This window comes from Streptomyces sp. NPDC047971 (genome assembly GCF_040653355.1).
Classification (GTDB): Bacteria; Actinomycetota; Actinomycetes; order Streptomycetales; family Streptomycetaceae; genus Streptomyces.
The window spans coordinates 14,117-35,712 of sequence record NZ_JBEZNW010000044.1; the positions used below are offsets into that span (position 1 = coordinate 14,117).

Consider the following 21,596-nt stretch of genomic DNA (forward strand, 5'->3'; position numbering starts at 1 on the left):
GCCCAATCTAATCTTCCACAGGTAAGAGATGCAATGTCCTTGCAGTCCTTACAAGGTATGTGGTCCGGCCTTCGACTGTGCGCCGTTTGTTCTGATCTTGATCCGGAGGGGAAAGTTTTTCTCCCCCACAGGCCGTGGATGGAAGAAGTGCAGGTCAGGGCGGTAGATCGGGGTCGGCTATGAGTTTGTCCACATGGCTGTCCCCCGGTCCGTGCACAGGTTCTGTGGAGTTCTCCACAGCATCTGGTCGTTCACCCACAGGCCCTGTGGATAACCAGATTGGCTGACGGTGCCCGCGGGCCTACCGTGGTCCGGCGCCCGACGCGCCAGAAGCGGAGTCAAAGCCTCTTGTTTGTCCGAGCCGTGGCGTAAGAAAGAGTGGCACGGCTAGGTCCGCGGAGCGGACGGGAGGAGGTGGCTTGATGAGCATTCCCGAGCCCCTGGACGACCCCTGGGCCGACAGCGGACCGAGTGACCGGCTGCCTGTCGCACGACCCCGCGGCGAGGGTCGTGCACGCGGACGGGGCCGTGAGGACCAGCACGACCGCGGCACCGACAGCGGTCCCTGGGACGGTGGTCTCTCCGGCTTCGAGCGGGTGCCCCCGCAGGACCTCGACGCCGAGCAGTCCGTGCTCGGCGGCATGTTGCTCTCCAAGGACGCCATCGCGGACGTCGTAGAGATCATCAAGGGCCACGACTTCTACAAGCCCGCCCACGAGACGGTCTACGCGGCCATTCTCGACCTCTACGCCAAGGGCGAGCCCGCCGACCCGATCACGGTCGGTGCCGAGCTCACCAAGCGCGGCGAGATCACGCGCGTCGGCGGTGCCTCGTATCTGCACACCCTCGTCCAGTCGGTGCCGACGGCGGCCAACGCCGCGTACTACGCGGAGATCGTCCACGAGCGGGCCGTGCTGCGACGGCTCGTGGAGGCCGGCACCAAGATCACGCAGATGGGATACGCGGCCGACGGCGACGTCGACGAGATCGTGAACTCGGCCCAGGCCGAGATCTACGCGGTCACCGAGCAGCGCACCACCGAGGACTATCTGCCGCTCGGCGACATCATGGAGGGCGCGCTCGACGAGATCGAGGCGATCGGCTCCCGTAGTGGCGAGATGACCGGTGTGCCGACCGGCTTCACCGACCTCGACCAACTCACCAACGGACTGCACCCGGGTCAGATGATCATCATCGCGGCTCGTCCCGCCATGGGTAAGTCGACCCTGGCCCTGGACTTCGCCCGGGCCTGCTCCATCAAGCACAACCTGCCCAGCGTCATCTTCTCCCTCGAAATGGGCCGCAACGAGATCGCCATGCGACTCCTCTCGGCGGAGGCCCGGGTCGCGCTGCACCACATGCGCTCCGGCACCATGACGGACGAGGACTGGACGCGGCTGGCCCGCCGGATGCCGGACGTCTCGCAGGCCCCGCTCTACATCGACGACTCCCCGAACCTGTCGATGATGGAGATCCGTGCCAAGTGCCGTCGGCTCAAGCAGCGTGCCGGCCTCAAGCTCGTGGTCATCGACTACCTCCAGCTGATGCAGTCGGGCGCCAAGCGTTCCGAGAGCCGCCAGCAGGAGGTCTCGGACATGTCGCGAAACCTGAAGCTCCTGGCGAAGGAGCTGGAGCTGCCGGTGATCGCGCTCTCGCAGCTGAACCGTGGCCCCGAGCAGCGCACCGACAAGAAGCCGATGGTCTCGGACCTGCGTGAGTCCGGCTCCATCGAGCAGGACGCGGACATGGTGATCCTGCTGCACCGCGAGGACGCGTACGAGAAGGAGTCGCCCCGCGCCGGCGAGGCGGACATCATCGTGGGCAAGCACCGTAACGGCCCCACGGCGACGATCACGGTGGCTTTCCAGGGGCACTACTCCCGCTTCGTCGACATGGCGCAGACCTGATGCCTCCCCAGAGCCCCGAGTGCGACGTGGAGATCGCGGAGCACTGCCCCTGAGGGCCCGATCGACACAGGGCAGGAGGTTGTTCGTCCGCCCCGCGTGAAATGTGGTCGACTCCGGCTGGGTGACGGCGTTGGATCGGGGCATGACTTCACCCTTCGACGTGCTCCTTCCCAGCACCGAACGAGCCCTGCTGCACCGCGTTGCCGTCGCCCAGTCCGAGGGGAGGTCGCCCTCCTTCGTGGGGGCGGTGGCCCGCGACGGGGTGATGGTCTGGAGCGGATCGCGCAGTTGTGTCGACGGCCATGCCCCGGACGCCGACACGCAGTACCGCATCGGCTCCCTCACCAAGGTGTTCACCGCGGTCCTGGTGATGCGTCTCCGGGACGAGGGACTGCTCGACCTGAACGACCCCTTGGAGAAGCACCTTTCGGGAACGGGCGTGGGTGAGGTGACCATCGCTCAGCTCCTCGGACACAGCGCCGGGCTCGCGGCCGAGACGCCGGCTCCGTGGTGGGAGCGGACCCCTGGAACCGTGCGGCCGGAGCTGGCCGACGTCCTGGGCGGTGAGCCCCTGGTCCACCCGGTGGGGCGCGTCCACCACTACTCCAACCCCGGTTACACCCTGCTGGGTTCGCTGGTCGAGGCGGTCCGTGGAGTGTCCTGGGAGGAGGCGCTGCGCGGCGAGATCCTGGAGCCCCTGGGGATGACGCGGACCAGCGCTCAGCCCGTCGCTCCCCACGCCGGCGGCTGGGCCGTGCACCCCTGGGCCGATGTGATGCTGCCCGAACCGTCCGAGGATCTGGGGGTGATGGCGCCCGCCGGACAGCTCTGGTCGACGGCCGAGGACCTCTGCCGCTTCGCCGGTTTTCTCGCCGAGGGCGACGACCGGGTGCTCAGCGGGGCCTCTGTCGAGGAGATGCGTACGCCGGCTGCGCCCCCGGGAGCCGGGGACTGGGACGGCGGCTATGGTCTCGGCGTCCAATTGCTGCGCAAGGATGGCCGGACGCTCGTCGGTCACACCGGCTCGTTGCCCGGCTTCGTCGCGTGTCTCTGGGTGAGTGTGGAGGACGGGGTGGCGGCGGTCGCTCTCGCCAACGCCACCTCGGGGCCGCAGACTCCGGTCGTGGCCGCTGATCTCGTCCGGATCGTGGCAGACGCCGAGCCGAGGTTCCCCGAGCCCTGGCGGCCCCTCCCGGCGGCCGAGGTCGACCAGGAGCTGTTGGAGCTGACCGGCCCTTGGTACTGGGGAACGTACGCGTATGGGCTGCGTCTGGGCTCGGACCGGAGTGTGATCCTCGAACCGCTGCGTGGGGCAGGTCGGCGCGCGACCTTCCGGGTGTTGCCCGAGGGTGGATGGGTCGGTCTGAACGGCTACTACGCGGGGGAGAGGCTGCGTGTGGTGCGACGGGCGGACGGCTCGGTGAGCCACCTCGATCTGGCGTCCTTCGTCTTCACACGGGAGCCGTACGAGCAGGGCGATGCCGTGCCCGGAGGGGTCGACGCGGCGGGCTGGCGCGGTCTCTGAGCGGGATGTTTCACGTGAAACAGGACGCCGAGGCAAATGCCCTCGGCGTCCTGTCGCGCTGCGATCGGCCGCCTCGACGGCCAGAGGTGTGGTCAGAGGCTCAGCTTGAAGCCGAGGTGCGAGGGCTCGAACCCGAGCCGCTCGTAGAAGCGGTGGGCGTCGGTGCGGGTGGCGTCGGAGGTCAGCTGCACCAGCCGGCAGTTCTGCCGGCGGGACTGCTCGATGGCCCACTCGATCAGCTGGGTGCCCAGGCCACTGCCTCGCTCCTCCGCGTGGACGCGGACGCCCTCGATGATCGACCGCGTGGAGCCACGCCGGGAGAGCCCGGGGATGATCGTGAGCTGAAGCGTCCCGACGACCTTGCCGCCGCGAGTGGCCACGACCAGGTTCTGGTTCGGGTCCGAGGCCAGTCGCTCGAAGGCCGCGGTGTACGGGGTGAGGTCGTCGGGGGACTCGCGCTGCGCGCCCAGGGGGTCGTCGGCGAGCATGGCGACGATGGCCGGGAGATCCTCGGCGGTGGCGGGCCGTATCTCAAGATCGCTCATGAGCCGCAGACTACGCTCCGGGCTCGCTCCGGCTACGCCGGAACCCACATCCCCTCGACGACGCGGACCAGGGGAGCGAGCTCGGGGTTCTTCGCGGCCTCGTCGAGCGCCTCGCGCAGCGCGCCGTCATTGGTGGGCCGTGCCTCTTCGAGCAACGCCATACCGGCTTCGGTGACATCGGTGTAGATGCCTCGGCGGTCGGTGGCGCAGAGATAGCGGGTGAGCAGCCCCCGGTCCTCCAGGCGGGTCACCAGGCGAGTGGTGGCACTCTGGCTGAGGACGACGGCGTCCGCGACCTGCTTCATCTGGAGATGGCCGCCGGGCCCGCTGTGCTGGCGGCTGAGGACGTCCAGCAGCGAGTACTCGCGCATGCTCAGACCGTGGTTGGCCTCCAGAGCGCGCTCGATGTGGGATTCGATCCTGCCGTGCAGCAACGAGAGGGCGCACCAGCCCTGGGAGAGGGCGGTGAGAGCCGGGTCTGTCGCGGTCATGATCTCTCCTCGGTCCGGAGCGGCTCCTCCCAGAGTAGACGATGACTGCAATAGCCCGCGTGTGCAATTACTTACGCTCGTTCCGCCCTCAGGGGTGCCCCGCCCGCTCCGCCGCGACCGTGACGCGCCCACCCTGCCGCGGCCGTGACGCGTCCACCCTGCCGTGACCGCGATGCCTCCACCCTGCCGTGACCGCGATGCCTCCACCCCGCCGTGACCGTGACGCGTCCACCCCGCCGGGATCGCGACCCGCTTATCCCGCCGCCACCGTGAGCGGGGCGAACCGGCGGCGCCAGTCGCCCGGGAGCCCGTCGAGCGAGCGCACCATGACCGCGTTGAACGCGATCGGGGCGAGGCCGTTCGTCTTGAGCCAGCGCAGCAGTGCCTCGTGGCGTACGTCGATGTCCGTGCGCAGGGGGCGGTCCGTGGTGTCGGCCAGGGAGGCGACGAGAGCCTGCGCCGTTGCCGTGTCCCGGGCGATCAGAGGGCCGATGACATGGGTGTCCATATTGGGCCAGGCCGCCGCGAAGCCGGTGATCTCGCCGTCGGCCTCCGTGACGCGGAGCTGATCGGCGAAGGCGGGCAGGCGGGTGATCATGTGGGTGCGGTCCAGGCCGAAGATCTCGGTGTCCAGGCGCACGATCGCCTGGAGGTCCTCCGCCGTGGCGGGCCGGGTCGGGATGTCCGGTGCCGGTTCCGTCGGAGTGAAGCGGCCCTTGACCATCTCCGCACGGCCCGTCTGGACGAAGCCCAGCTGCTCGTAGAGGGGCTGCCCGTTCGGGGTCGCGTGGAGCGTGAGAGGCGTGTCTCCCGCCTCTTCCAGCACATGGGCCATCAGCCGGCGTCCCACGCCCTGGCGGGCGTACCGCTCGGCGACCAGCACCATGCCGATCGCGGCGAGGCCCGGCCCGTACGGCGTGACCACGCAGGCCGTGACCAGGCCCTTGCCGGCCGGGTCGTCGATGCCGTAGCCCGTCCCGGCGGTGAGCAGGAGGGTCCACTTGTGCTCCTCGCGGGGCCAGCCCCGGTCCTCGGAGAGATCGGCGCAGGCGGTGAGGTCGTCCACCGTGAGGCGTCGAATCGGGAGCTGGTCCAGCGAGGGGAGCGAGGTCGGCATGGGCTCAGGCTGTCCGACGTAGTGATCGCCCGTCCACCGTTTTAGGAGAACTCGCGCGGGCCCGCAGGCGACGTCCTCTTCCGGTCAGCCCCCACGGCTTCAGGACCGAGACCGCCGTCATGAAGAGATAGGCCGTCGTCGACACCGTGGGTGCCGCCACCAGGCTGATGTCCCGTACACCTGCTGCCGCCGCCTGTTCGATCTCCGGCCGCAGGACGAAGACGGTCGCGGCCGCCGTGGCCATGGTGATCCAGAACTTGATCCAGACCCAGCGATGCCGGGCGAGACCCCAGGGCGTGCCCAGCGACAGCACCAGCCCGCTGACCAGGGTGACGAGGGCGACCGGAGCCAGGAGCCAGTCGGCGAAGACCTTCATCGCCCGGTAGGAAGCCTCCGTGAGGGAGTGATCGCCGGTCGTCCAGGCGGTGATCCCGAGCGCCAGCAGTCCCACGCTGAGCCCGAGCCACGCCACGGAAACGGCGACATGGAGGACGAGGAGAGCCCGCCGAGCGGGACGCTTGAGATGTTTCACGTGAAACACCGTGCCGCCCGGCCCTCATGTCCCGCGTCTGACCGTCGGAGTAATCGCCCGTACTAGCCTCGGCGTACATGAGGACTCTCCAGGGCCGAGGCAGGCTTCATCTCTTCGATCTCGACGGCACTCTGATCCGAGGCTCGGCCGCGGCAGTGGAGATCTCTCGGCAGCTCGGGCTCACCGAGGAGATCGCCGCCCTGGAGCGGGGATTTCTGCTGCAGGGGATGGCGCCGGACGAATTCGCCGTCCAGGCCCGCGAGCTCTGGTCCGCCCTCACCCCGGAGCAGGTCACCGCCGCCTTCGAGGGGGCGCCCTGGCTGATCGGCATTCGTGAGGTCTGGGCAGACATCCGGGCTCAAGGGGGCCACTGCGCGGTCATCTCGCTCTCGCCGGACTTCTTCGTGGAGCGCCTTCTCGACTGGGGTGTCGACTCGGCCCACGGTTCCCAGTGGCCCTCGGTTCCGTTCACGGCGCCCATTCACCGTCCGGGGATTCTCCACGCCAGGGCGAAAGTGACCATCGCCCAGAGCCTCTGTGCGGAGTACGGGATCGGGTTCGAGGACTGCGTGGCCTACGGCGACTCGATGTCCGACGCGGAACTCTTCGCGGTCGTTCCCATGACGGTGGCGGTGAACGCGGATCGTCACCTGGCCGGGCTCTCCCGTTATGCCTATACGGGAGGCGATCTACGAGAGGCGTACGAATTGGCCCGAAAGAGCACAGCCTAGTCCTACTCCTGGGGTTAATGCCCGGGAATTGCGCTTTCTGTCCGAACCGGTGGCCGAACCTGCCAAGCTGCGCCGACAAGAGCCGCTTGCGCGAGGCGAGGCACACGATGAAAGAGGCCGTGCACGACGACGGCGAAGAACCGCCCCGGATAGCTCCGGAACCATCCCCCGACGCGACCCTCGTCCGCCGCACCCTGGCCGAGATCGCTCCCGTCGCCGACAAGGTGACCTCGTACTTCTACGCCTTGCTCTTCGTCCGTCACCCTGAGCTGCGTGCGATGTTCCCGGCGTCGATGGACGCCCAGCGCGACCGCCTCCTCAAGGCGCTGCTGACGGCGGCCGAGCACATGGACGACGCCCCCGTGCTCACCGAGTACCTCCAGAACCTCGGCCGCGGCCACCGCAAGTACGGAACCCGGCCCGCGCACTACCCCGCCGTCGGCGAGGCCCTGATCGGCGCGTTGGTCCGGTACGCCACCCTGACCTGGAACGAGGAGTCCGAGGCCGCATGGGTACGGACGTACACGACCATCTCGCAGATCATGATCGACGCGGCCGCCGAGAACGAGCTCCACGCGCCCGCCTGGTGGCAGGCGGAGGTCGTCTCGCATGATCTGCGGACCCCGCACATCGCGGTGATCACCCTGCGGCCGGACCAGCCGTACTCCTTCCTCGCCGGCCAGTACACGACGCTGGAGACCCCCTGGTGGCCGCGCGTGTGGCGGCACTACTCCTTCGCGTCGGCGCCCCGGCCCGACGGGCTGCTCTCCCTGCACGTCAAGGCGGTGCCGGCAGGCTGGGTCTCCAATGCCCTGGTCCACCGCGCACGGCCGGGTGACGTCCTGCGCCTCGGTCCGCCGGCGGGGTCGATGACGGTCGACCACTCCACGGACAACGGACTGCTGTGCCTGGGCGGCGGCACGGGGATCGCACCCATCAAGGCGCTGGTCGAGGACGTCGCCGAGCACGGGGACCGGCGCCCCGTGGAGGTGTTCTACGGCGCGCGCAGCGGCCATGACCTGTACGACATCGACACGATGATGCGGCTCCAGAAGACCTACCCCTGGCTGTCGGTGCGCCCGGTCACCGAGGACCAGGCCCAGCTGCCGGACGCGGTCCGCCAGTACGGCCCGTGGAACGAGTACGAGGCGTACGTCTCCGGCCCGCCCGGCATGATCCGCAGCGGCGTGGCCACTCTGCGGGGCATCGGCATCCCCGCAGAACGGATCCGCCACGACCTCCTGACCGAGCTGGCGTCCTAGCCCGGGTCAGGAACCGGAGCTCGCGTCCCGGCCCAGGTCAGGAAACGGGGCGCCTCCTAGCCCCGGGCAGGAACCGGAGCTCGCCTCCTAGCCCAGGTCCGGGGCGTGCATCGCGCGGACGCCCTCGATGTTCCCGTCCAGGTAGTGACGCAGCGAGAGGGGGACGAGATGGACGGCGGCGATCCCGACCCGGCTGAACGGCACCCGGACGATCTCGTACTCGCCGCACGGCTCCTCGATCTCGGGGCCGTGTCGCAGCGAGTCGTCCATGGACTCGAGCCGGCAGACGAAGAAGTGCTGGACCTTCACGCCGGAGACACCGCCGTCGACGATGTGCTCGACGGTGTCGACGAAGCAGGGGACCACGTCGGTGACCTTGGCACCGAGCTCCTCGTGCACCTCACGGTGCAGCGCCTCGACGACGGTGGTGTCCGTGGGCTCGACCCCGCCCCCCGGCGTCACCCAGTACGGATCCACCCCCGGCTTGGTGCGCTTGATCAGGATCAGGTCGTTTCCATCGAGCAGGATGGCGCGTGCGGTGCGCTTGACCACAGGACGTTCGGTCATGGGAAGAAAATGGCCCGCCAGGGGTGTCCTGAAACTCACCAGTCCGTAGAGGCTCGCAGAAGCCGGTCGTGAGCCCGCGCGATGTGCGGGAGCGCCAGGGAGCCGGCGCGGACGACCAGGAAGTAGGTCCGTAACGGGGGGACCGGCGGGTCGAGCAGTGCCACGAGACGTCCCCGCTCCAGGGCGTCCTCGCACAGATAGCGGGGCAGCACCGCCAGGCCGGCCCCGGACGCCGCCGATTCCAGGACGGCCCGCAGATCGGGCGCTATGACGGTGGCCGCCGCGGCCGGCTTGGTCTCGAACACGGCCGCCCAGTAGCGGGAGACGAACGGCAGTGACTCGTGCACCTCCACCACGGGCAGCTGCTCCAGGACGACGGCGCCCTTGCGCAGCAGTACCTCGGGGGCGAGCCGAGCCGCCCATCGGGGGGCGGCGACCAGCACGTGCTCCTCGTCGCAGAGAGGAGTGGAGGTGAGCAGCCCGCCGCGTGGGCGGGCGGCGGCGATGGCCAGATCGTGGTGGCCGGCGGCGAGGCCGTCGAGGACCTCCTCCGTGTTGCCCGCGAAGGAGGCCCGGACGGTCAGCCCTTGAGAGACGAGGTGCGTGAGGGCGGGCAGGGCTCGCGTCGAGGTGAACTCGGGCGGCCCGGCGAGATGGAGGGTGCGGACTCCGCTCTCCTCGTCCACGCCCGTCTCCGCGATCTCGACGAGCGCGTCCAGATGCGGGGCCGCGCGGTGGGCGAGTTCGTCGCCGATGGTGGTGGGAGTGACACCACGGGCCTGTCTGAGGAAGAGCGGACGGCCCAGCTGCCGTTCCAGGGTGCGGATCTGGCTGGTGACGGCGGGCTGAGAGAGTCCGAGGAGTGCCGCGGCGCGGGTGAAGGAGCCGGCCCGGTGCACCGCGACGAATGTGCGCAGCAGGGCGAGATCCATGTCCGCCCCCTCCCGGCCGTGCGGCCGTTCGACTCAGGCGGTCGGCTGACGGCGCCCTCGGGACCGTCCAACTATAAATAAGTCGATAGGTCTCTGTCGCTACCGTGATTGGACACTGACGCAGAGTCAACTAGCCTTGGTCGGGCGGTTCTCCGCGCGTGGAACCGGGGCGTTCCGAGCCATGAGGGGGGAGGCTCGGAACGCCCCGCTCCGTGTGCCCTGCGCATCGGCGCGCGGGGTGCGTGCGTCTGCTGCGGGGCACACCATCACGCGTCAGCCGGCGGCCCGCTCCGCCGTGTCGAGGGTGCGCAGCACGTCCGCGATCAGGTCCTCCGGATCCTCCGCACCGACGGAGAAGCGGATGAAGCCCTCCGGCACGGAGTCGCCACCCCACCGTCCACGCCGCTCGGCCGTGGAGCGCACGCCGCCGAAGCTGGTGGCGTCGTCCACGAGCCGCAGTCCGTCCAGGAACCGCTCCGCCCAGGCCCGGTCGGGAAGGACGAAGGAGATCACGGCCCCGAAACGCCGCATCTGTGTCGCGGCGACCGCGTGCGAGGGGTCGCCGGGAAGTCCCGGATACCGCAGCCCGGTCACCTCGCCCCGCTGGGCGAGGGCCTCCGCGAGGGCGAGCGCCGAGGTGCATTGCCGGTCGATGCGGAGCTGGAGCGTGGCGAGGGAGCGGTGCGCGAGCCATGCCTCCATGGGGCCGGGGATGGCCCCGACGATCTTGCGCCAGCGCCGTACCTCCGCCGCGCGCCGCGGATCCCGGCAGCTGACATGGCCGAGCAGGATGTCGCCGTGTCCGGTCATGCCCTTGGTGTCGCTCGCGACGGAGAAGTCCGCCTCGAGTTCGAGGGGACGCTGGCCGAGGGGGGTGGCCAGGGTGTTGTCGACGGCGACGAGCGTCCCGCGTTCGTGCGCCGCGCGCACCAGGCGGCGGATGTCGCAGACGTCGAGCCCCGGGTTGGAGGGCGTCTCGATCCACAGCAGCCGGGCTCCGTCGAGGGCCGTGAGCTGGGCGTCGCCGCCGGTCGGCGCGGTGCGCACCTCGATCCCGTACGAGCGGAGCTGCTCGTGGACCAGGGGCAGCGCCTGGTAGCCGTCGTCCGGCATGACGACCGTGTCGCCCGCCGTGAGCTGGGAGAAGAGGACGGCGGAGATGGCGGCCATGCCCGAGGCGAAGACCAGCGTCTCGACACCCGGCTCCCCCGGTGCCTCCAGCTCGCCGATGGCGCGTTCCAGATGGGTCCAGGTCGGGTTCTCGTCCCGCCCGTAGGTGTAGGGGCCGCTGGGGTCGCCCGGCAGATGGAAGTGCGCGGCGAAGACCGGCCCCGGCAGGGTCGGTTCGTACTTGACCGGCTCGGGAAGTCCCGCGCGCACCGCCCGCGTCCCGTCGCCGATCGCGCCGAGAACCTCGGCGCCTCCGGACGTGTCCCCGCTCATGCCGTCCGCTCCTCCACGCTCTCACGTACCGCGGTGAGCAAGCCCTCGCTCGCGGCCTCCACCATCTCCAGGCACTCGTCGAAGCCTTCCGTCCCGCCGTAGTACGGGTCGGGCACGTCGAGTTCGTCGGCCGCCGGGTCGTACGAGCGCAGCAGTCGCACCTTCGCCACGTCCTCCGGGGTCGGGGCGAGCCGTCGGAGCTCCCGCAGATGGCTCTCGTCGAGAGCGATCACCAGGTCCAGCGCCGGGAACCACGAGGCGCGGAACTGGCGGGCGGTGTGGTCGGAACCGTAGCCGTGCTCCTCCAGGACGGCGACCGTGCGCGGATCGGCGGCGTGGCCCTCGTGCCATCCCCCGGTGCCCGCGCTGTCGACCTCCACCGCCTCCGCCAGGCCGGCCTCCTCGACGCGGGCGCGGAAGACGGACTCGGCCATGGGCGAGCGGCAGATGTTGCCGGTGCAGACGAAACAGACGCGGTACGTCATGGCCGCTCAGTCCCCGTCGGGGAGGACGACGTTCAGCGCCCAGGACACGACGGAGATGATCAGGCCGCCGAGCACGGCGGTCCAGAACCCCTCGACATGGAAGCTGAGATTGAGCTGGTCGGCCAGCCAGGAGGTGAGCAACAGCATCAGGGCGTTGATCACCAAGGTGATCAGGCCGAGGGTGAGAATGAACAGCGGAAGTGAGATCAGGTTGACGATCGGCTTCACCAGGAAGTTCACCAGACCGAAAACAAGAGCGACGAGGATCAGCGTCCAGGCCTTCTTGCCGGTGCTGTCGCCGGTCAGGGTGATGTCCTGGAGCAGCCAGATGGCGACTCCCAATGCGCCCGCGTTCGCGAGCGTCTTGACTACGAAATTCTTCATGTGTCTGATCGTGGCAGACATGATCGGGCCAATGGCAGGGGCGAACGCACGATGAAGGCATTCCGACTGGACGAGCTGGAGGCGGAGCGCGCCGCCAACGACGGCGCATATCTCCAGTTCCTGCGCGAGCGGAACATGTCGGTCGGTCTGTACGCGCTCGACGCGGGGGCGCTCGACCCGCAACAGCCTCACGGTCAGGACGAGGTGTACTTCGTCGTCAGCGGCCGGGCCGCGATCACGGTCGGGATGGAGACGACCCAGGTCGCGCGCGGCAGCGTGGTCTACGTCCCCGCCGGGGTGGCGCACAAGTTCCACCACATCACCGAGGACCTGCGGGTCATGGTGGTCTTCTCGCCGCCGGAGTCCTGATCTCCCCTAGGGGTCGGATCAGGGGACATCAAGGGCCACGAGGCCCCCGTCGCCCCCGTCGCCGCCCCTAGCATCGAGAGTGTCCGGCGCAGAGTGCGCGGAGCGAGTTCTTCGGGAGATGAGGTAAGCGCGATGGCGGTACGAGAGATCCTCGCGGGGATGCCCTGGTGGGTGAAGTGGGTGGCCATACCCCTCATCGCCCTGCTCGTCTTCGGCGGTCTGATCACCAGCGTCGCGATGTTCGTGATCGGTCTGCTCTTCAAGGTCCTGGTCTTCGTGGCCCTGGTCGGTGGACTGATCTACGTCGTACGGAAGTTCAGCTCCTCGTCGGCCTCGCGCGAGGATTGGTAGCACAAGCTACCTGCCGGTATGACCGGGCTGCCCGCTGTTAGCCCGGCCGAGGGATGCGGAGAAGGAAACCGCGACCGTGCCTGGGGGCTGCCATTAGAGTGGAAATCTCTGCCGCCCCCGGGGAAAACGGGCGTAGATCTCCGTGTTGACCTGCGAGTTCTTCATCTGTCCCGGGCGGGTCCCGCATCGGACTCCACCGGTTTCCCAGGCTGCGGCGGGCGCGCGGGGGCGGCCCCCGCGGGCGGGTGCGCGGCACCCGTCACCACGCCTGGGGGTGACCTTTGGCCACGGCTTCGCAGTCCGCCGTCCCTACCCTGATCGGCTCGGTGCAGCGGGCGCTGAGACTCCTGGAGGCCGTGGGCTCCCATGAGGACGGAGCTCCCGCCAAACAGCTCGCGCGCGAAGCGGGACTCCCGCTTCCCACCGCGTACCACCTGCTCCGCACCCTGACGCACGAAGGCTATCTGCGCCGCGAGAAGGGTGTCTTCGTCTTCGGCGACGCGGCCGGTCGACTGGCCGGCGGCGGAGCTCTGCAGAATCGTCGCACCAAGATCGAGGACTCGCTCGCGCACTGGCGCGACGCGATCGGCGTCCCCATCTACTTCGCGATCTACCGCGAGGGCGAGATCGAGCTCGTCGCCGTGGCCGACACCCCCTCCGCCCCCGCCGTGGACGAGTGGGCCGACTTCCGGGAGACCGGCCACGCCCATGCGATCGGCCAGTGTCTGCTCAGTCAACTGGATCTGAAGAGTCGTCAAGACCACCTCGACCGCCATCCGGTGGACGCCATCACTCCGTATACGGTGCGTAACCGTCGAGTCCTTTTGGAGCGTTTGGGCGGTATGGGGCGAATGGAACCCCTGGTGGAGCGTCAGGAATATGCACTGGGCACAGTTTGCGCGGCTATTCCTCTCACCGTGGGGTCCACGGCGGCCACCATGGCCATTTCCGTGCCCCTTCATCAGCAAGAACGGTTGCTCCCCGCAGTCGCTCGACTACAGAATGAGATCGGAAGGCTCTTCAGCTCCTTCGCTTTCTCTATCAGTATCTGAAAAATCACTCCTTGTGATCTGCTGGTGCTTACAGCACGATTGCGTCACCAAGGCCATGGGGATCATTCCTGGCCGTTCCGATCACAGCTTTCAGTAGCCGTCTGCACACAACTGCTTCATCTACTGCGGGGTACAAGATGCGAGAGTCGGTTCAGGCCGAGGTCCTGATGAGCTTCCTCGTCTCGGAGGAGCTCTCCTTCAGGATCCCGGTGGAACTCCGGTACGAGACCCGGGATCCCTACGCGGTGCGGATGACCTTCCATCTCCCCGGAGACGCGCCCGTGACCTGGGCCTTCGGGCGAGAACTGCTGCTGGACGGGATCAACCGACCGAGCGGCGACGGCGATGTCCACATCGCGCCGACCGACCCCGAGGCGCTGTCGGACGTCTCCATCCGGCTCCAGGTCGGAAGCGACCGCGCCCTGTTCCGGGCCAGCGCCCCGCCGCTCGTCGCCTTCCTCGACCGTACGGACAAGCTCGTCCCGCTCGGTCAGGAAAGGACGCTGGGCGACTTCGAGGACAACCTGGAAGCCGCGCTCGGCCGGATTCTGGCAGAGGAGAACGCCGGCTGAACGAGCACGGCGCCCCTTCGAGGGCCCCGTACCCGTCACTTCGCCCGACGTCGGCGTCCACCCCGGGATGAACGCTTCTCCGGATCGCCCGGCCGGTCGGCGGAGACCACCAGGGCGGCAAGCGCGGTCGTGACCGGCACCGAGGCCACCAGTCCGATCGATCCCACGAGCGTCCGGACGATCTCCTCCGCGACCAACTCGCTGTTCGCCACCGTCCCCACACTGCTCTGCGCGATGCTGAAGAGCAGCAACAGGGGCAGCGCCGCACCGGCATAGGCGAGGACCAGCGTGTTCACCACGGACGCGATGTGGTCGCGGCCGATCCGGATCCCGGCCCGGTACAAGGCCCGGGGCCCCATGCGCGGATCGGCCTGGTGGAGCTCCCACACCGCCGAGGTCTGGGTCACCGTCACATCGTCGAGGACGCCGAGCGAGCCGATGATGATGCCCGCGAGCAGCAGACCGGACATGTCGATGTCCGGATACAGACCGTGGATCAGTCCGGTGTTGTCGTCCGTGTTGCCGCTGAGCGACGCCCAGCTGATGAAGTACGAGCCGAGCAGCCCGATCAGCAGCAGCGAGATCAGCGTCCCGAGCACGGCGACCGAGGTGCGCGCCGACAGTCCATGACACATGTAGAGCGCGATGAGCATGATCGCGCTCGATCCGACCACCGCCACCACCAGCGGATTCGATCCCTGAAGGATCGCCGGGAGGATGAAGAAGGTCAGGATCAGGAAGCTGATGGCGAGCGAGATCAGGGCCATCACTCCGCGCATCCGGCCGACGAGGACGACCGCCACGGCGAAGATCAGCGCCAGGACCGTGAGCGGAACCTTGCGGTTCACATCCGTCACCGAGTACTGGAGGTCGCGCGGGGCGTCGGGGGCGTACGCCACCACCACGCCCTGCCCCTCGTCCAGTTGACGCGGTGCGTCCGGCTGCACGATCTCGACGAACGTACGGCCCTTGTCGGGGCCGTCGGTGACCTCGATCGTCGCTTTCTCGCACTGCCCCTGCTGGGCGTTGGCGGCCTCGCGGCCCTGCGGCGTCGAGGGGTCCGCGGTGGGCGGGACCTGCGCGGCGTTCACGTCCTTGCAGTCGATCTCCTCGACCGAGGTGACCTTGCCCGCGTAGGTCTGCCGGTCGAAGCCGACCCCGGTGCGCTCGTGCTCCGGCGCGCCACCCGGCCACAGCACGACCAGCCCGACCACCACGGCCGTGGCGAACGGGATCAGAACCGCCGCGATGACTCTGCGCAGATGCCGCGAGACCGGCGCGGCCGGGCCGTGACTGTGGGTGTGGCCGTGCCCGTGGTCGGCGTTCCCGCGGCCATCGGGTCCGTCGGGTTCGGGGGTCTGCTCGGAGGAAGTCACCGACAGATCATCGCAAGAACGGCGGGGGCCCACTGTTCAGCACGCCCGGGTTGACGCTAGCGTGGTGGCACCTTTGCACACGCGGGAGCTCGGAGCACCGGGCTGAGAGGGCGCTGATCACCGTACGCGCGTACTGGACGTACGTACGGGAGGAGGCTGCGCCGACCGCCGAACCTGTTACCGGGTAATGCCGGCGTAGGGAGATCGGTCTCATGACCATTCAGGATGCACGCACGCCTGCCACCAGCCAGGACGAGCGCAAGCCGGGCTGGCACAAGGGGTACGTCGAGGGCTCGCGCCCCGACCTCCGAGTGCCCGTCCGTCAGGTGCACCTCACCAACGGCAAGGACGTGACGCTGTACGACACGTCCGGCCCGTACACCGACCCCACCATCGACACCGACGTACGGCGGGGTCTTCCGCCGCTGCGCGAGAACTGGATCATCAGCCGCGGCGACACCGAGGAGTACGCGGGCCGTCCCGTCCGTCCCGAGGACGACGGCATCAAGCACACCTCGCCGCGCGGGGGCCTGAAGAACCTCGACGCGGTCTTCCCCGGCCGTCCCCGCCAGCCCCGCCGGGGCCGCGACGGGGCGGCCGTGACCCAGCTCGCGTACGCCCGCCGGGGTGAGATCACCCCGGAGATGGAGTACGTCGCGATCCGCGAGAACGTCTCCCCCGAGGTCGTCCGGGAGGAGATCGCCGCAGGTCGCGCGGTGCTCCCGGCCAACGTCAACCACCCGGAGATCGAGCCGATGATCATCGGCAAGCGGTTCCTGGTGAAGGTCAACGCCAACATCGGCAACTCCGCCGTCACCTCCTCCATCGAGGAGGAGGTGGAGAAGATGACGTGGGCGACCAAGTGGGGCGCCGACACGGTCATGGACCTCTCCACCGGCCGCAACATCCACACCACCCGCGAGTGGGTGCTGCGCAACTCCCCCGTGCCGATCGGCACCGTGCCGCTCTACCAGGCCCTGGAGAAGGTCGACGGCAAGGCCGAGGAGCTGACCTGGGAGATCTACAAGGACACGGTCATCGAGCAGGCCGAACAGGGCGTCGACTACATGACCGTCCACGCCGGCGTGCTGCTGCCGTACGTGCCGCTGACCGCCCGTCGCAAGACCGGCATCGTCTCGCGCGGTGGCTCGATCATGGCCGCCTGGTGCCTGGCGCACCACAAGGAGAACTTCCTCTACACGAACTTCGAGGAGCTCTGCGAGATCCTCGCGACGTACGACGTCACGTACTCGCTGGGTGACGGTCTGCGCCCCGGTTCGATCGCGGACGCCAACGACGCGGCGCAGTTCGCGGAGCTGAAGACGCTCGGCGAGCTCAACACGATCGCCAAGCGCCACAACGTGCAGACGATGATCGAGGGCCCGGGCCACGTCCCGATGCACAAGATCAAGGAAAACATCGACCTCCAGCAGGAGATCTGCGAAGAGGCGCCGTTCTACACGCTCGGTCCGCTGACCACGGACGTCGCGCCCGCCTACGACCACATCACGTCGGGCATCGGCGCCGCGATGATCGCCTGGTGGGGCACCGCGATGCTCTGCTACGTCACGCCCAAGGAGCACCTGGGCCTGCCCAACCGCGACGACGTGAAGACCGGTGTCATCACGTACAAGATCGCGGCGCACGCGGCCGACCTGGCCAAGGGGCACCCGGGGGCGCAGGAGTGGGACGACGCGCTCTCCGACGCGCGCTTCGAGTTCCGCTGGGAGGACCAGTTCAACCTGGCCCTCGACCCGGACACGGCGCGTGAGTTCCACGACGAGACGCTGCCGGCGGAGCCGGCGAAGACCGCGCACTTCTGCTCGATGTGCGGCCCGAAGTTCTGCTCGATGAAGATCTCGCAGGACATCCGCCGGGAGCACGGCGGAGACCTCGGGTCGGACGAGATCGCGGCCGGCATGGAGGAGAAGTCCAAGGAGTTCGCGGCCGCGGGCAACCGCGTGTACCTGCCGCTGGCGGAGTAGCGGCGCGCGGATACGTACGGCGGGTACGGACCGCACGGCCACGGGGGGTCGTGCGGGGCGTGCCCGCCGCGTCGATCCCCGGCTCACTCCGTGCGGTGCTCCGGGGGGCCGAACTCCGGGCTGGTGAAGTCCGGGCTGCTGTACCGGGGACGGCTGCCGGAGGCTCCCTCGCTCGGACTCGAGAAGTCCGGTCCGCTGTAGCCGATCTTCGGTATGCGGTCCGTACGCCCTGTGGGCTGCGGCGGCAGGGGTGGTGCCGGGTGGGCGACGGGATCGGCCAGGGCCTCGCGCAGGAACGGCAGGATGCCGCGTTCCAGCAGGGCGCGGCGCCAGGCGTCGCGCGCCCGGGACAGCTCGTCGTCCGGTTCACCGCCGGCCCCGGAGCCCGCGGCAACCTCGGTGGAGCGGTTGCGCAGGGCCGTCATGAGGAGGCCGACGGCCGCGCAGAGGAGTCCGGCGGCGGCGACGGCGCCGAAGAACGAGGCCGCCGTCAGGAGCGTGTCGGCGAAGACGAGGGTCGGTGCCAGCACCTTCAGCACGGCCCCGACCAGCAGGAAGATCACCGCAGCCGTGCCCGCGAGCACCGGTGCGAGGACCGTGAGGACCGCGACGATGCCCGCGCCGGGACCCGCGTTCGCACCGTCCCCGTCCGCGACGAGAACGGCGTCCATCACACTCGTCCCGCTCGTCGCGCGGCCTTCCGCGCGGATCTTGACGAAGTGGTCGTACTCCACCGCGGCGGCCGCGGTGATCAGGGCCGTCGCGCTCATGGCCATCGAGCGCAGTTGTTCCGGCGTGAGCCGCTTCCCGATCTCGGCCAGATCCGGACGGTCGTGTGCGGTACGCAGTGCGTCGCCGAGGATGCGCTCGTACTCGGCGCGGTCCTCGGTCAGCAGGTGCGGAGCCACGTTCATGTGCATCCCCCGATGCTCCGTAAGGCCTGGTTGACCGTGGGGAACGGGCAGTTGGGCGGAAACGGAGGAGAGCCTGCTACGGATGATCCGATGGTATTGCGGTTTCGGCACAGGGTGACAGGGGGTTTCCCGAAATCGCCTTCCCCGGATGCGCAGGGTTATGCGTCAGCCATGCAGGGGGAGTTGGACGACCAGCAGCTTTCCGGCCATGGTCACACCGCCGTCCATGGCGATCGCCAGACCGTCCGCGTACACGTGCGGACCGTCGACGACGGGACCCGATCCGTCCTCGCCGTCCTCGGTGCCGACCTGCCCGAGGAGGTACGGGATGGGGCTGTGACCGTGCACGATCCGGCGGCCGCCGTAGGTGCCGAGCAGCTCCTGGACCGCCTGCGGGCCCCCTTCGTCGCGGAAGGCGAAGCGCTTGGTGAACTTCCGGAAGAGGTCCCAGACCTCGTCGGCGTCATTGCGGTTGATGATCTCGTGGACGGTCTCGTTGACGTCCTCGATGGTGCTGCCGTACTCGAGGTAGGCGGTGGTGTCGGAGTGCATCAGCAGGTGCCCGTCCTCCTCCACCACGGCGTCGAGCCGGGACATCCACTGGAGGTGGACGTCCTGGAGGCGGTCCATGTCGACCTTCTGGCCGCCGTTGAGAAGCCAGGCCGCCTGGAAGGTGGCGGTGCCCGCCCCGGAATTGACGGGGGTGTCGCCGAAGCGCTTCGCGCCGATCAGGAGCAGTTCGTGGTTGCCCATCAGGGCCTTGCAGTAGCCGCCGGCGGCCGCGGCCTCCGCGGAGAGCCGCATGACGAGATCGATCACCCCGATGCCGTCGGGACCGCGGTCGGTGAAGTCGCCGAGGAACCACAGGCGGGCGTTTCCGGCGGACCAGGCGCCGTTCTCGTCGATGAGGCCCTGGGCGCGGAGGGCGGCGACGAGCTCGTCGAGATAGCCGTGGACGTCGCCGACGACGTAGAGCGGGCCGGGGCCGTCGGTGGTCGGGGCGGCCCCGGGGGCCGGCTCCGGGTCGACGCGGACCTGCACGGTGTCGCCCCGGTTGATGACCGGGAGGTCGCGCTCGGTGGGGGTGTAGCCGTCCGGCAGGGCCTCGTCGGGGAAGGCGTTCCCGGGGTGGCCGGTCGCGACGGCGACGATGGAGGACATGTCGCCGGCGAGGGGGAGCTGGAGCGTGGGAGCGAGCGATCCGACGGGCGCGACGGGTTCGTGGACGGCGCGCGGGTCCACGGGCACCCGGTGGGCGACCGGGGCGTCGGGTTCGAGGAGGGCGACGGGCTCGGGGGAGACACCGGTTCCGTGGAGCGCGCCCTGGTCGGGGAACGTGCCCGGCTCGGCAAAGGCACCGCCCGGGGTGCCGGTGGGAGGCTCGGTGGTGTGGCCCTGCACGGGCACGCGGGCGTACGGCGGTACGCGGAAGTCACGCAATGTCGCCGTGCGCACCACGGGTTCCTGCCCGGCCCCCTGAGTCATCGACCCCTCCACCACCGTCGCGATGCCCTGTACATCGCGGACCGGCCTGGTCGGGGTGGTCCGCGGTGTCGTGCGCCCATCATAGGAATGAGGGTCCGCCTGTGTGACGCACCAGGGGTGGTGAATCCGGGTCCACTCCGGGTTCATCGGTTGTTTCGCCCGAATTGAGAAGGTCCAGGCCAGGGTCGGGACCGGGCCGGGCTGGGTTTGGCTCCTGCCCGGCCCGGAATCCGACCGGTACTGAGGGGTTCGCTAGTCCTTCGAAGGTGACCGGGGCGGGCTGACCGTCGTACGCGGCGAACGCCTCTGGGAGGACGTCCGGACGATGAGCTCGGTCGGTATGACCTGCTCGACCGGTCCGTCGGTGTCGATCCCCTCGATGGCGTCGATGAGGAGCTGGACGACGGCCGTGCCGATCCTGCGGGGCTTGAGCGAGAGGGTCGTGATGGGCGGTTCGGTGTTGGCGTAGACGGTGGACTCGCTACAGCAGACCAGCAGCAGGTCGTCCGGGACGCGCAGTCCGTAGCGGCGGGCCGCCGCCAGCAGATCGGTTCCGTTGGGGTCGAAGAGTCCGTAGACGGCGTCGGGTCGGTCGGGGCGGGCGAGCAGCCGGTCGGCCGCGACGGCGCCCGCGCACGGATCGTGCGCCGGATAGGCCTCGTAGACGGGGTCCTGCCCGACCCGCTCGCACCAGTTGAGGTACGCGGTGGTGGACAGGCGGGTGTACGTGTCGGTGGTGGTGCCGGTGAGCAGGCCGATCCGGCGGGCGCCGGCGGCGGCGAGATGGTCGAGGAGGTCGAGGACGGCGGCTTCGTGGTCGTTGTCGACCCAGGCGGTCACCGGGAGCGTGCCGGCGGGGCGTCCGTCGGAGACGACGGGGAGGCCCTGGCGGACCAGTTCGGTGACCACCGGGTCGTGGTCGGAGGGGTCGATGACGACGGTGCCGTCGAGGGCGACGTTCGACCAGACGTCATGGCGGGAGGTGGCGGGCAGGATGACCAGCGCGTAGCCGCGCGCGAGCGCGGCCGATGTGGCGGCTCTGGCCATCTCCGCGAAGTACGCGAATTCGGTGAAGGTGAAAGGTTCATCCCCGTAGGTCGTCACGGTCAGGCCGATGAGGCCCGACTTGCCGGTACGGAGCGTGCGGGCCGCTGCGGATGGGCGGTAGCCCAGCCGGTCTGCGACCTCGCGGACGTGGCGGCGGGTGGCGTCCGGGAGCCGGCCCTTGCCGTTGAGCGCGTCGGAGACAGTCGTGATGGAGACCCCGGCGGCGGCGGCCACGTCCCGGATGCCCGCTCGTCCCTGCCGGCTTCCCCGGGTCTGTGCCCGGCTCACCTGGTGCTTCCCTGCTGCTGTCATGGCGAGCCGATAGTAGGGCGAGGGCGGGTGGTTGGGCCGGTCGCATATTCACTTGTTGACAGGCACGTTTCTGCATGGTCGAACCACGGTAACTGCCTTGGAAGTCAAGGGAGTTAGGGTCCCTTGGGTGTGATCTAAGGTTGTCGAATCGCATGAACCTGCCACAGGTCCGATGTCTCGAAGAGGTCTCAACTCACCTCTACGGGGGATGC

At 69.2% G+C, this 21,596-nt stretch carries 22 protein-coding genes and 1 riboswitch; of the genes, 9 read left to right on the forward strand and 13 right to left on the reverse strand.

The window, feature by feature from the left end:
- Window positions 1-422: 422 nt before the first annotated feature.
- Both dnaB and AB0D99_RS30145 read left to right on the forward strand, forming a co-directional pair.
- Window positions 423-1,907 carry a replicative DNA helicase gene (dnaB, locus tag AB0D99_RS30140; protein WP_362369226.1) on the forward strand — a complete coding sequence of 495 codons (1,485 nt, stop codon included), beginning with the start codon at window positions 423-425 and terminating at the stop codon, window positions 1,905-1,907.
- Window positions 1,908-2,049: 142 nt separating this feature from the next.
- Window positions 2,050-3,432 carry a serine hydrolase domain-containing protein gene (locus tag AB0D99_RS30145; RefSeq protein ID WP_362369229.1) on the forward strand — a complete coding sequence of 461 codons (1,383 nt, stop codon included), beginning with the start codon at window positions 2,050-2,052 and terminating at the stop codon, window positions 3,430-3,432.
- 92 nt (window positions 3,433-3,524) lie between these two features.
- Here the strand turns inward: AB0D99_RS30145 and AB0D99_RS30150 are convergent, their stop codons facing one another.
- The 4 genes from AB0D99_RS30150 to AB0D99_RS30165 form a co-directional block, all read right to left on the reverse strand.
- A complete protein-coding gene (locus tag AB0D99_RS30150; RefSeq protein ID WP_362369233.1) occupies window positions 3,525-3,977 on the reverse strand; it encodes a GNAT family N-acetyltransferase in 453 nt (150 codons plus the stop codon).
- A gap of 32 nt (window positions 3,978-4,009) precedes the next feature.
- Window positions 4,010-4,468, reverse strand: a complete 459-nt coding sequence (locus AB0D99_RS30155; protein ID WP_362369236.1) for a MarR family transcriptional regulator — start codon at window positions 4,466-4,468, stop codon at window positions 4,010-4,012.
- 253 nt (window positions 4,469-4,721) lie between these two features.
- Entirely contained in the window at window positions 4,722-5,585 is an 864-nt protein-coding gene (locus tag AB0D99_RS30160) for a GNAT family N-acetyltransferase (RefSeq protein WP_362369239.1), read from the reverse strand.
- A gap of 4 nt (window positions 5,586-5,589) precedes the next feature.
- Window positions 5,590-6,117, reverse strand: a complete 528-nt coding sequence (locus AB0D99_RS30165) for a DUF2269 domain-containing protein (RefSeq protein WP_362369242.1) — start codon at window positions 6,115-6,117, stop codon at window positions 5,590-5,592.
- A gap of 77 nt (window positions 6,118-6,194) precedes the next feature.
- Between AB0D99_RS30165 and AB0D99_RS30170 the strand changes: the two genes are divergently transcribed.
- Window positions 6,195-6,848 carry an HAD-IB family phosphatase gene (locus AB0D99_RS30170; protein WP_362369245.1) on the forward strand — a complete coding sequence of 218 codons (654 nt, stop codon included), beginning with the start codon at window positions 6,195-6,197 and terminating at the stop codon, window positions 6,846-6,848.
- 107 nt (window positions 6,849-6,955) lie between these two features.
- Complete coding sequence (locus tag AB0D99_RS30175) at window positions 6,956-8,110, forward strand: globin domain-containing protein (protein ID WP_362369248.1); 1,155 nt, start codon at window positions 6,956-6,958, stop codon at window positions 8,108-8,110.
- 87 nt (window positions 8,111-8,197) lie between these two features.
- Here AB0D99_RS30175 and AB0D99_RS30180 read toward each other — a convergent pair whose 3' ends face one another.
- From AB0D99_RS30180 to AB0D99_RS30200, 5 genes are all read right to left on the reverse strand, one after another.
- Window positions 8,198-8,677 (reverse strand): NUDIX hydrolase, encoded by a 480-nt coding sequence (locus AB0D99_RS30180; protein ID WP_362369251.1) that lies wholly within the window; start codon window positions 8,675-8,677, stop codon window positions 8,198-8,200.
- 35 nt (window positions 8,678-8,712) lie between these two features.
- Window positions 8,713-9,609, reverse strand: coding sequence for a LysR family transcriptional regulator (locus AB0D99_RS30185; protein WP_362369254.1), 897 nt, complete (start codon window positions 9,607-9,609; stop codon window positions 8,713-8,715).
- 273 nt (window positions 9,610-9,882) lie between these two features.
- A complete protein-coding gene (locus tag AB0D99_RS30190) occupies window positions 9,883-11,052 on the reverse strand; it encodes a cystathionine gamma-lyase (RefSeq protein WP_362369257.1) in 1,170 nt (389 codons plus the stop codon).
- Entirely contained in the window at window positions 11,049-11,537 is a 489-nt protein-coding gene (locus AB0D99_RS30195; protein ID WP_362369260.1) for a low molecular weight protein-tyrosine-phosphatase, read from the reverse strand. The genes AB0D99_RS30190 and AB0D99_RS30195 overlap by 4 nt, the downstream gene beginning before the upstream one ends.
- Window positions 11,538-11,543: 6 nt before the next feature.
- Window positions 11,544-11,921 carry a phage holin family protein gene (locus tag AB0D99_RS30200; RefSeq protein ID WP_362369263.1) on the reverse strand — a complete coding sequence of 126 codons (378 nt, stop codon included), beginning with the start codon at window positions 11,919-11,921 and terminating at the stop codon, window positions 11,544-11,546.
- Window positions 11,922-11,972: 51 nt separating this feature from the next.
- Here AB0D99_RS30200 and AB0D99_RS30205 point away from each other — a divergent pair, with 51 nt between their 5' ends.
- The 4 genes from AB0D99_RS30205 to AB0D99_RS30220 all read left to right on the forward strand — a co-directional run bounded on the left by AB0D99_RS30205 (window position 11,973) and on the right by AB0D99_RS30220 (window position 14,265).
- Window positions 11,973-12,290, forward strand: a complete 318-nt coding sequence (locus tag AB0D99_RS30205) for a cupin domain-containing protein (RefSeq protein WP_329118392.1) — start codon at window positions 11,973-11,975, stop codon at window positions 12,288-12,290.
- A gap of 132 nt (window positions 12,291-12,422) precedes the next feature.
- On the forward strand, window positions 12,423-12,641 hold the full coding sequence (locus tag AB0D99_RS30210; RefSeq protein WP_362369268.1) for a DUF5326 family protein: 219 nt from the start codon (window positions 12,423-12,425) through the stop codon (window positions 12,639-12,641).
- Between the two features lie 281 nt (window positions 12,642-12,922).
- Window positions 12,923-13,693, forward strand: a complete 771-nt coding sequence (locus AB0D99_RS30215) for a helix-turn-helix domain-containing protein (protein ID WP_362369271.1) — start codon at window positions 12,923-12,925, stop codon at window positions 13,691-13,693.
- Window positions 13,694-13,830: 137 nt separating this feature from the next.
- Window positions 13,831-14,265, forward strand: coding sequence for an SsgA family sporulation/cell division regulator (locus AB0D99_RS30220; protein ID WP_362369274.1), 435 nt, complete (start codon window positions 13,831-13,833; stop codon window positions 14,263-14,265).
- Between the two features lie 35 nt (window positions 14,266-14,300).
- Here the strand turns inward: AB0D99_RS30220 and AB0D99_RS30225 are convergent, their stop codons facing one another.
- On the reverse strand, window positions 14,301-15,674 hold the full coding sequence (locus AB0D99_RS30225) for a YibE/F family protein (protein WP_362369277.1): 1,374 nt from the start codon (window positions 15,672-15,674) through the stop codon (window positions 14,301-14,303).
- A 38-nt stretch (window positions 15,675-15,712) separates the two neighbouring features.
- Window positions 15,713-15,860: riboswitch (TPP riboswitch) on the forward strand.
- Between AB0D99_RS30225 and thiC the strand changes: the two genes are divergently transcribed.
- Window positions 15,854-17,626: a phosphomethylpyrimidine synthase ThiC gene (gene thiC / locus AB0D99_RS30230; RefSeq protein WP_362369280.1), complete on the forward strand. Its 1,773-nt coding sequence runs from the start codon at window positions 15,854-15,856 to the stop codon at window positions 17,624-17,626. It overlaps the preceding riboswitch by 7 nt.
- 83 nt (window positions 17,627-17,709) lie before the next feature.
- Here thiC and AB0D99_RS30235 read toward each other — a convergent pair whose 3' ends face one another.
- The 3 genes from AB0D99_RS30235 to AB0D99_RS30245 all read right to left on the reverse strand — a co-directional run bounded on the left by AB0D99_RS30235 (window position 17,710) and on the right by AB0D99_RS30245 (window position 21,384).
- Window positions 17,710-18,546: a hypothetical protein gene (locus AB0D99_RS30235; protein WP_362369283.1), complete on the reverse strand. Its 837-nt coding sequence runs from the start codon at window positions 18,544-18,546 to the stop codon at window positions 17,710-17,712.
- Between the two features lie 159 nt (window positions 18,547-18,705).
- Window positions 18,706-20,040, reverse strand: a complete 1,335-nt coding sequence (locus tag AB0D99_RS30240) for a metallophosphoesterase (protein WP_362369286.1) — start codon at window positions 20,038-20,040, stop codon at window positions 18,706-18,708.
- A gap of 237 nt (window positions 20,041-20,277) precedes the next feature.
- A complete protein-coding gene (locus AB0D99_RS30245; RefSeq protein ID WP_351658196.1) occupies window positions 20,278-21,384 on the reverse strand; it encodes a LacI family DNA-binding transcriptional regulator in 1,107 nt (368 codons plus the stop codon).
- Between the last annotated feature and the right edge of the window lie 212 nt (window positions 21,385-21,596).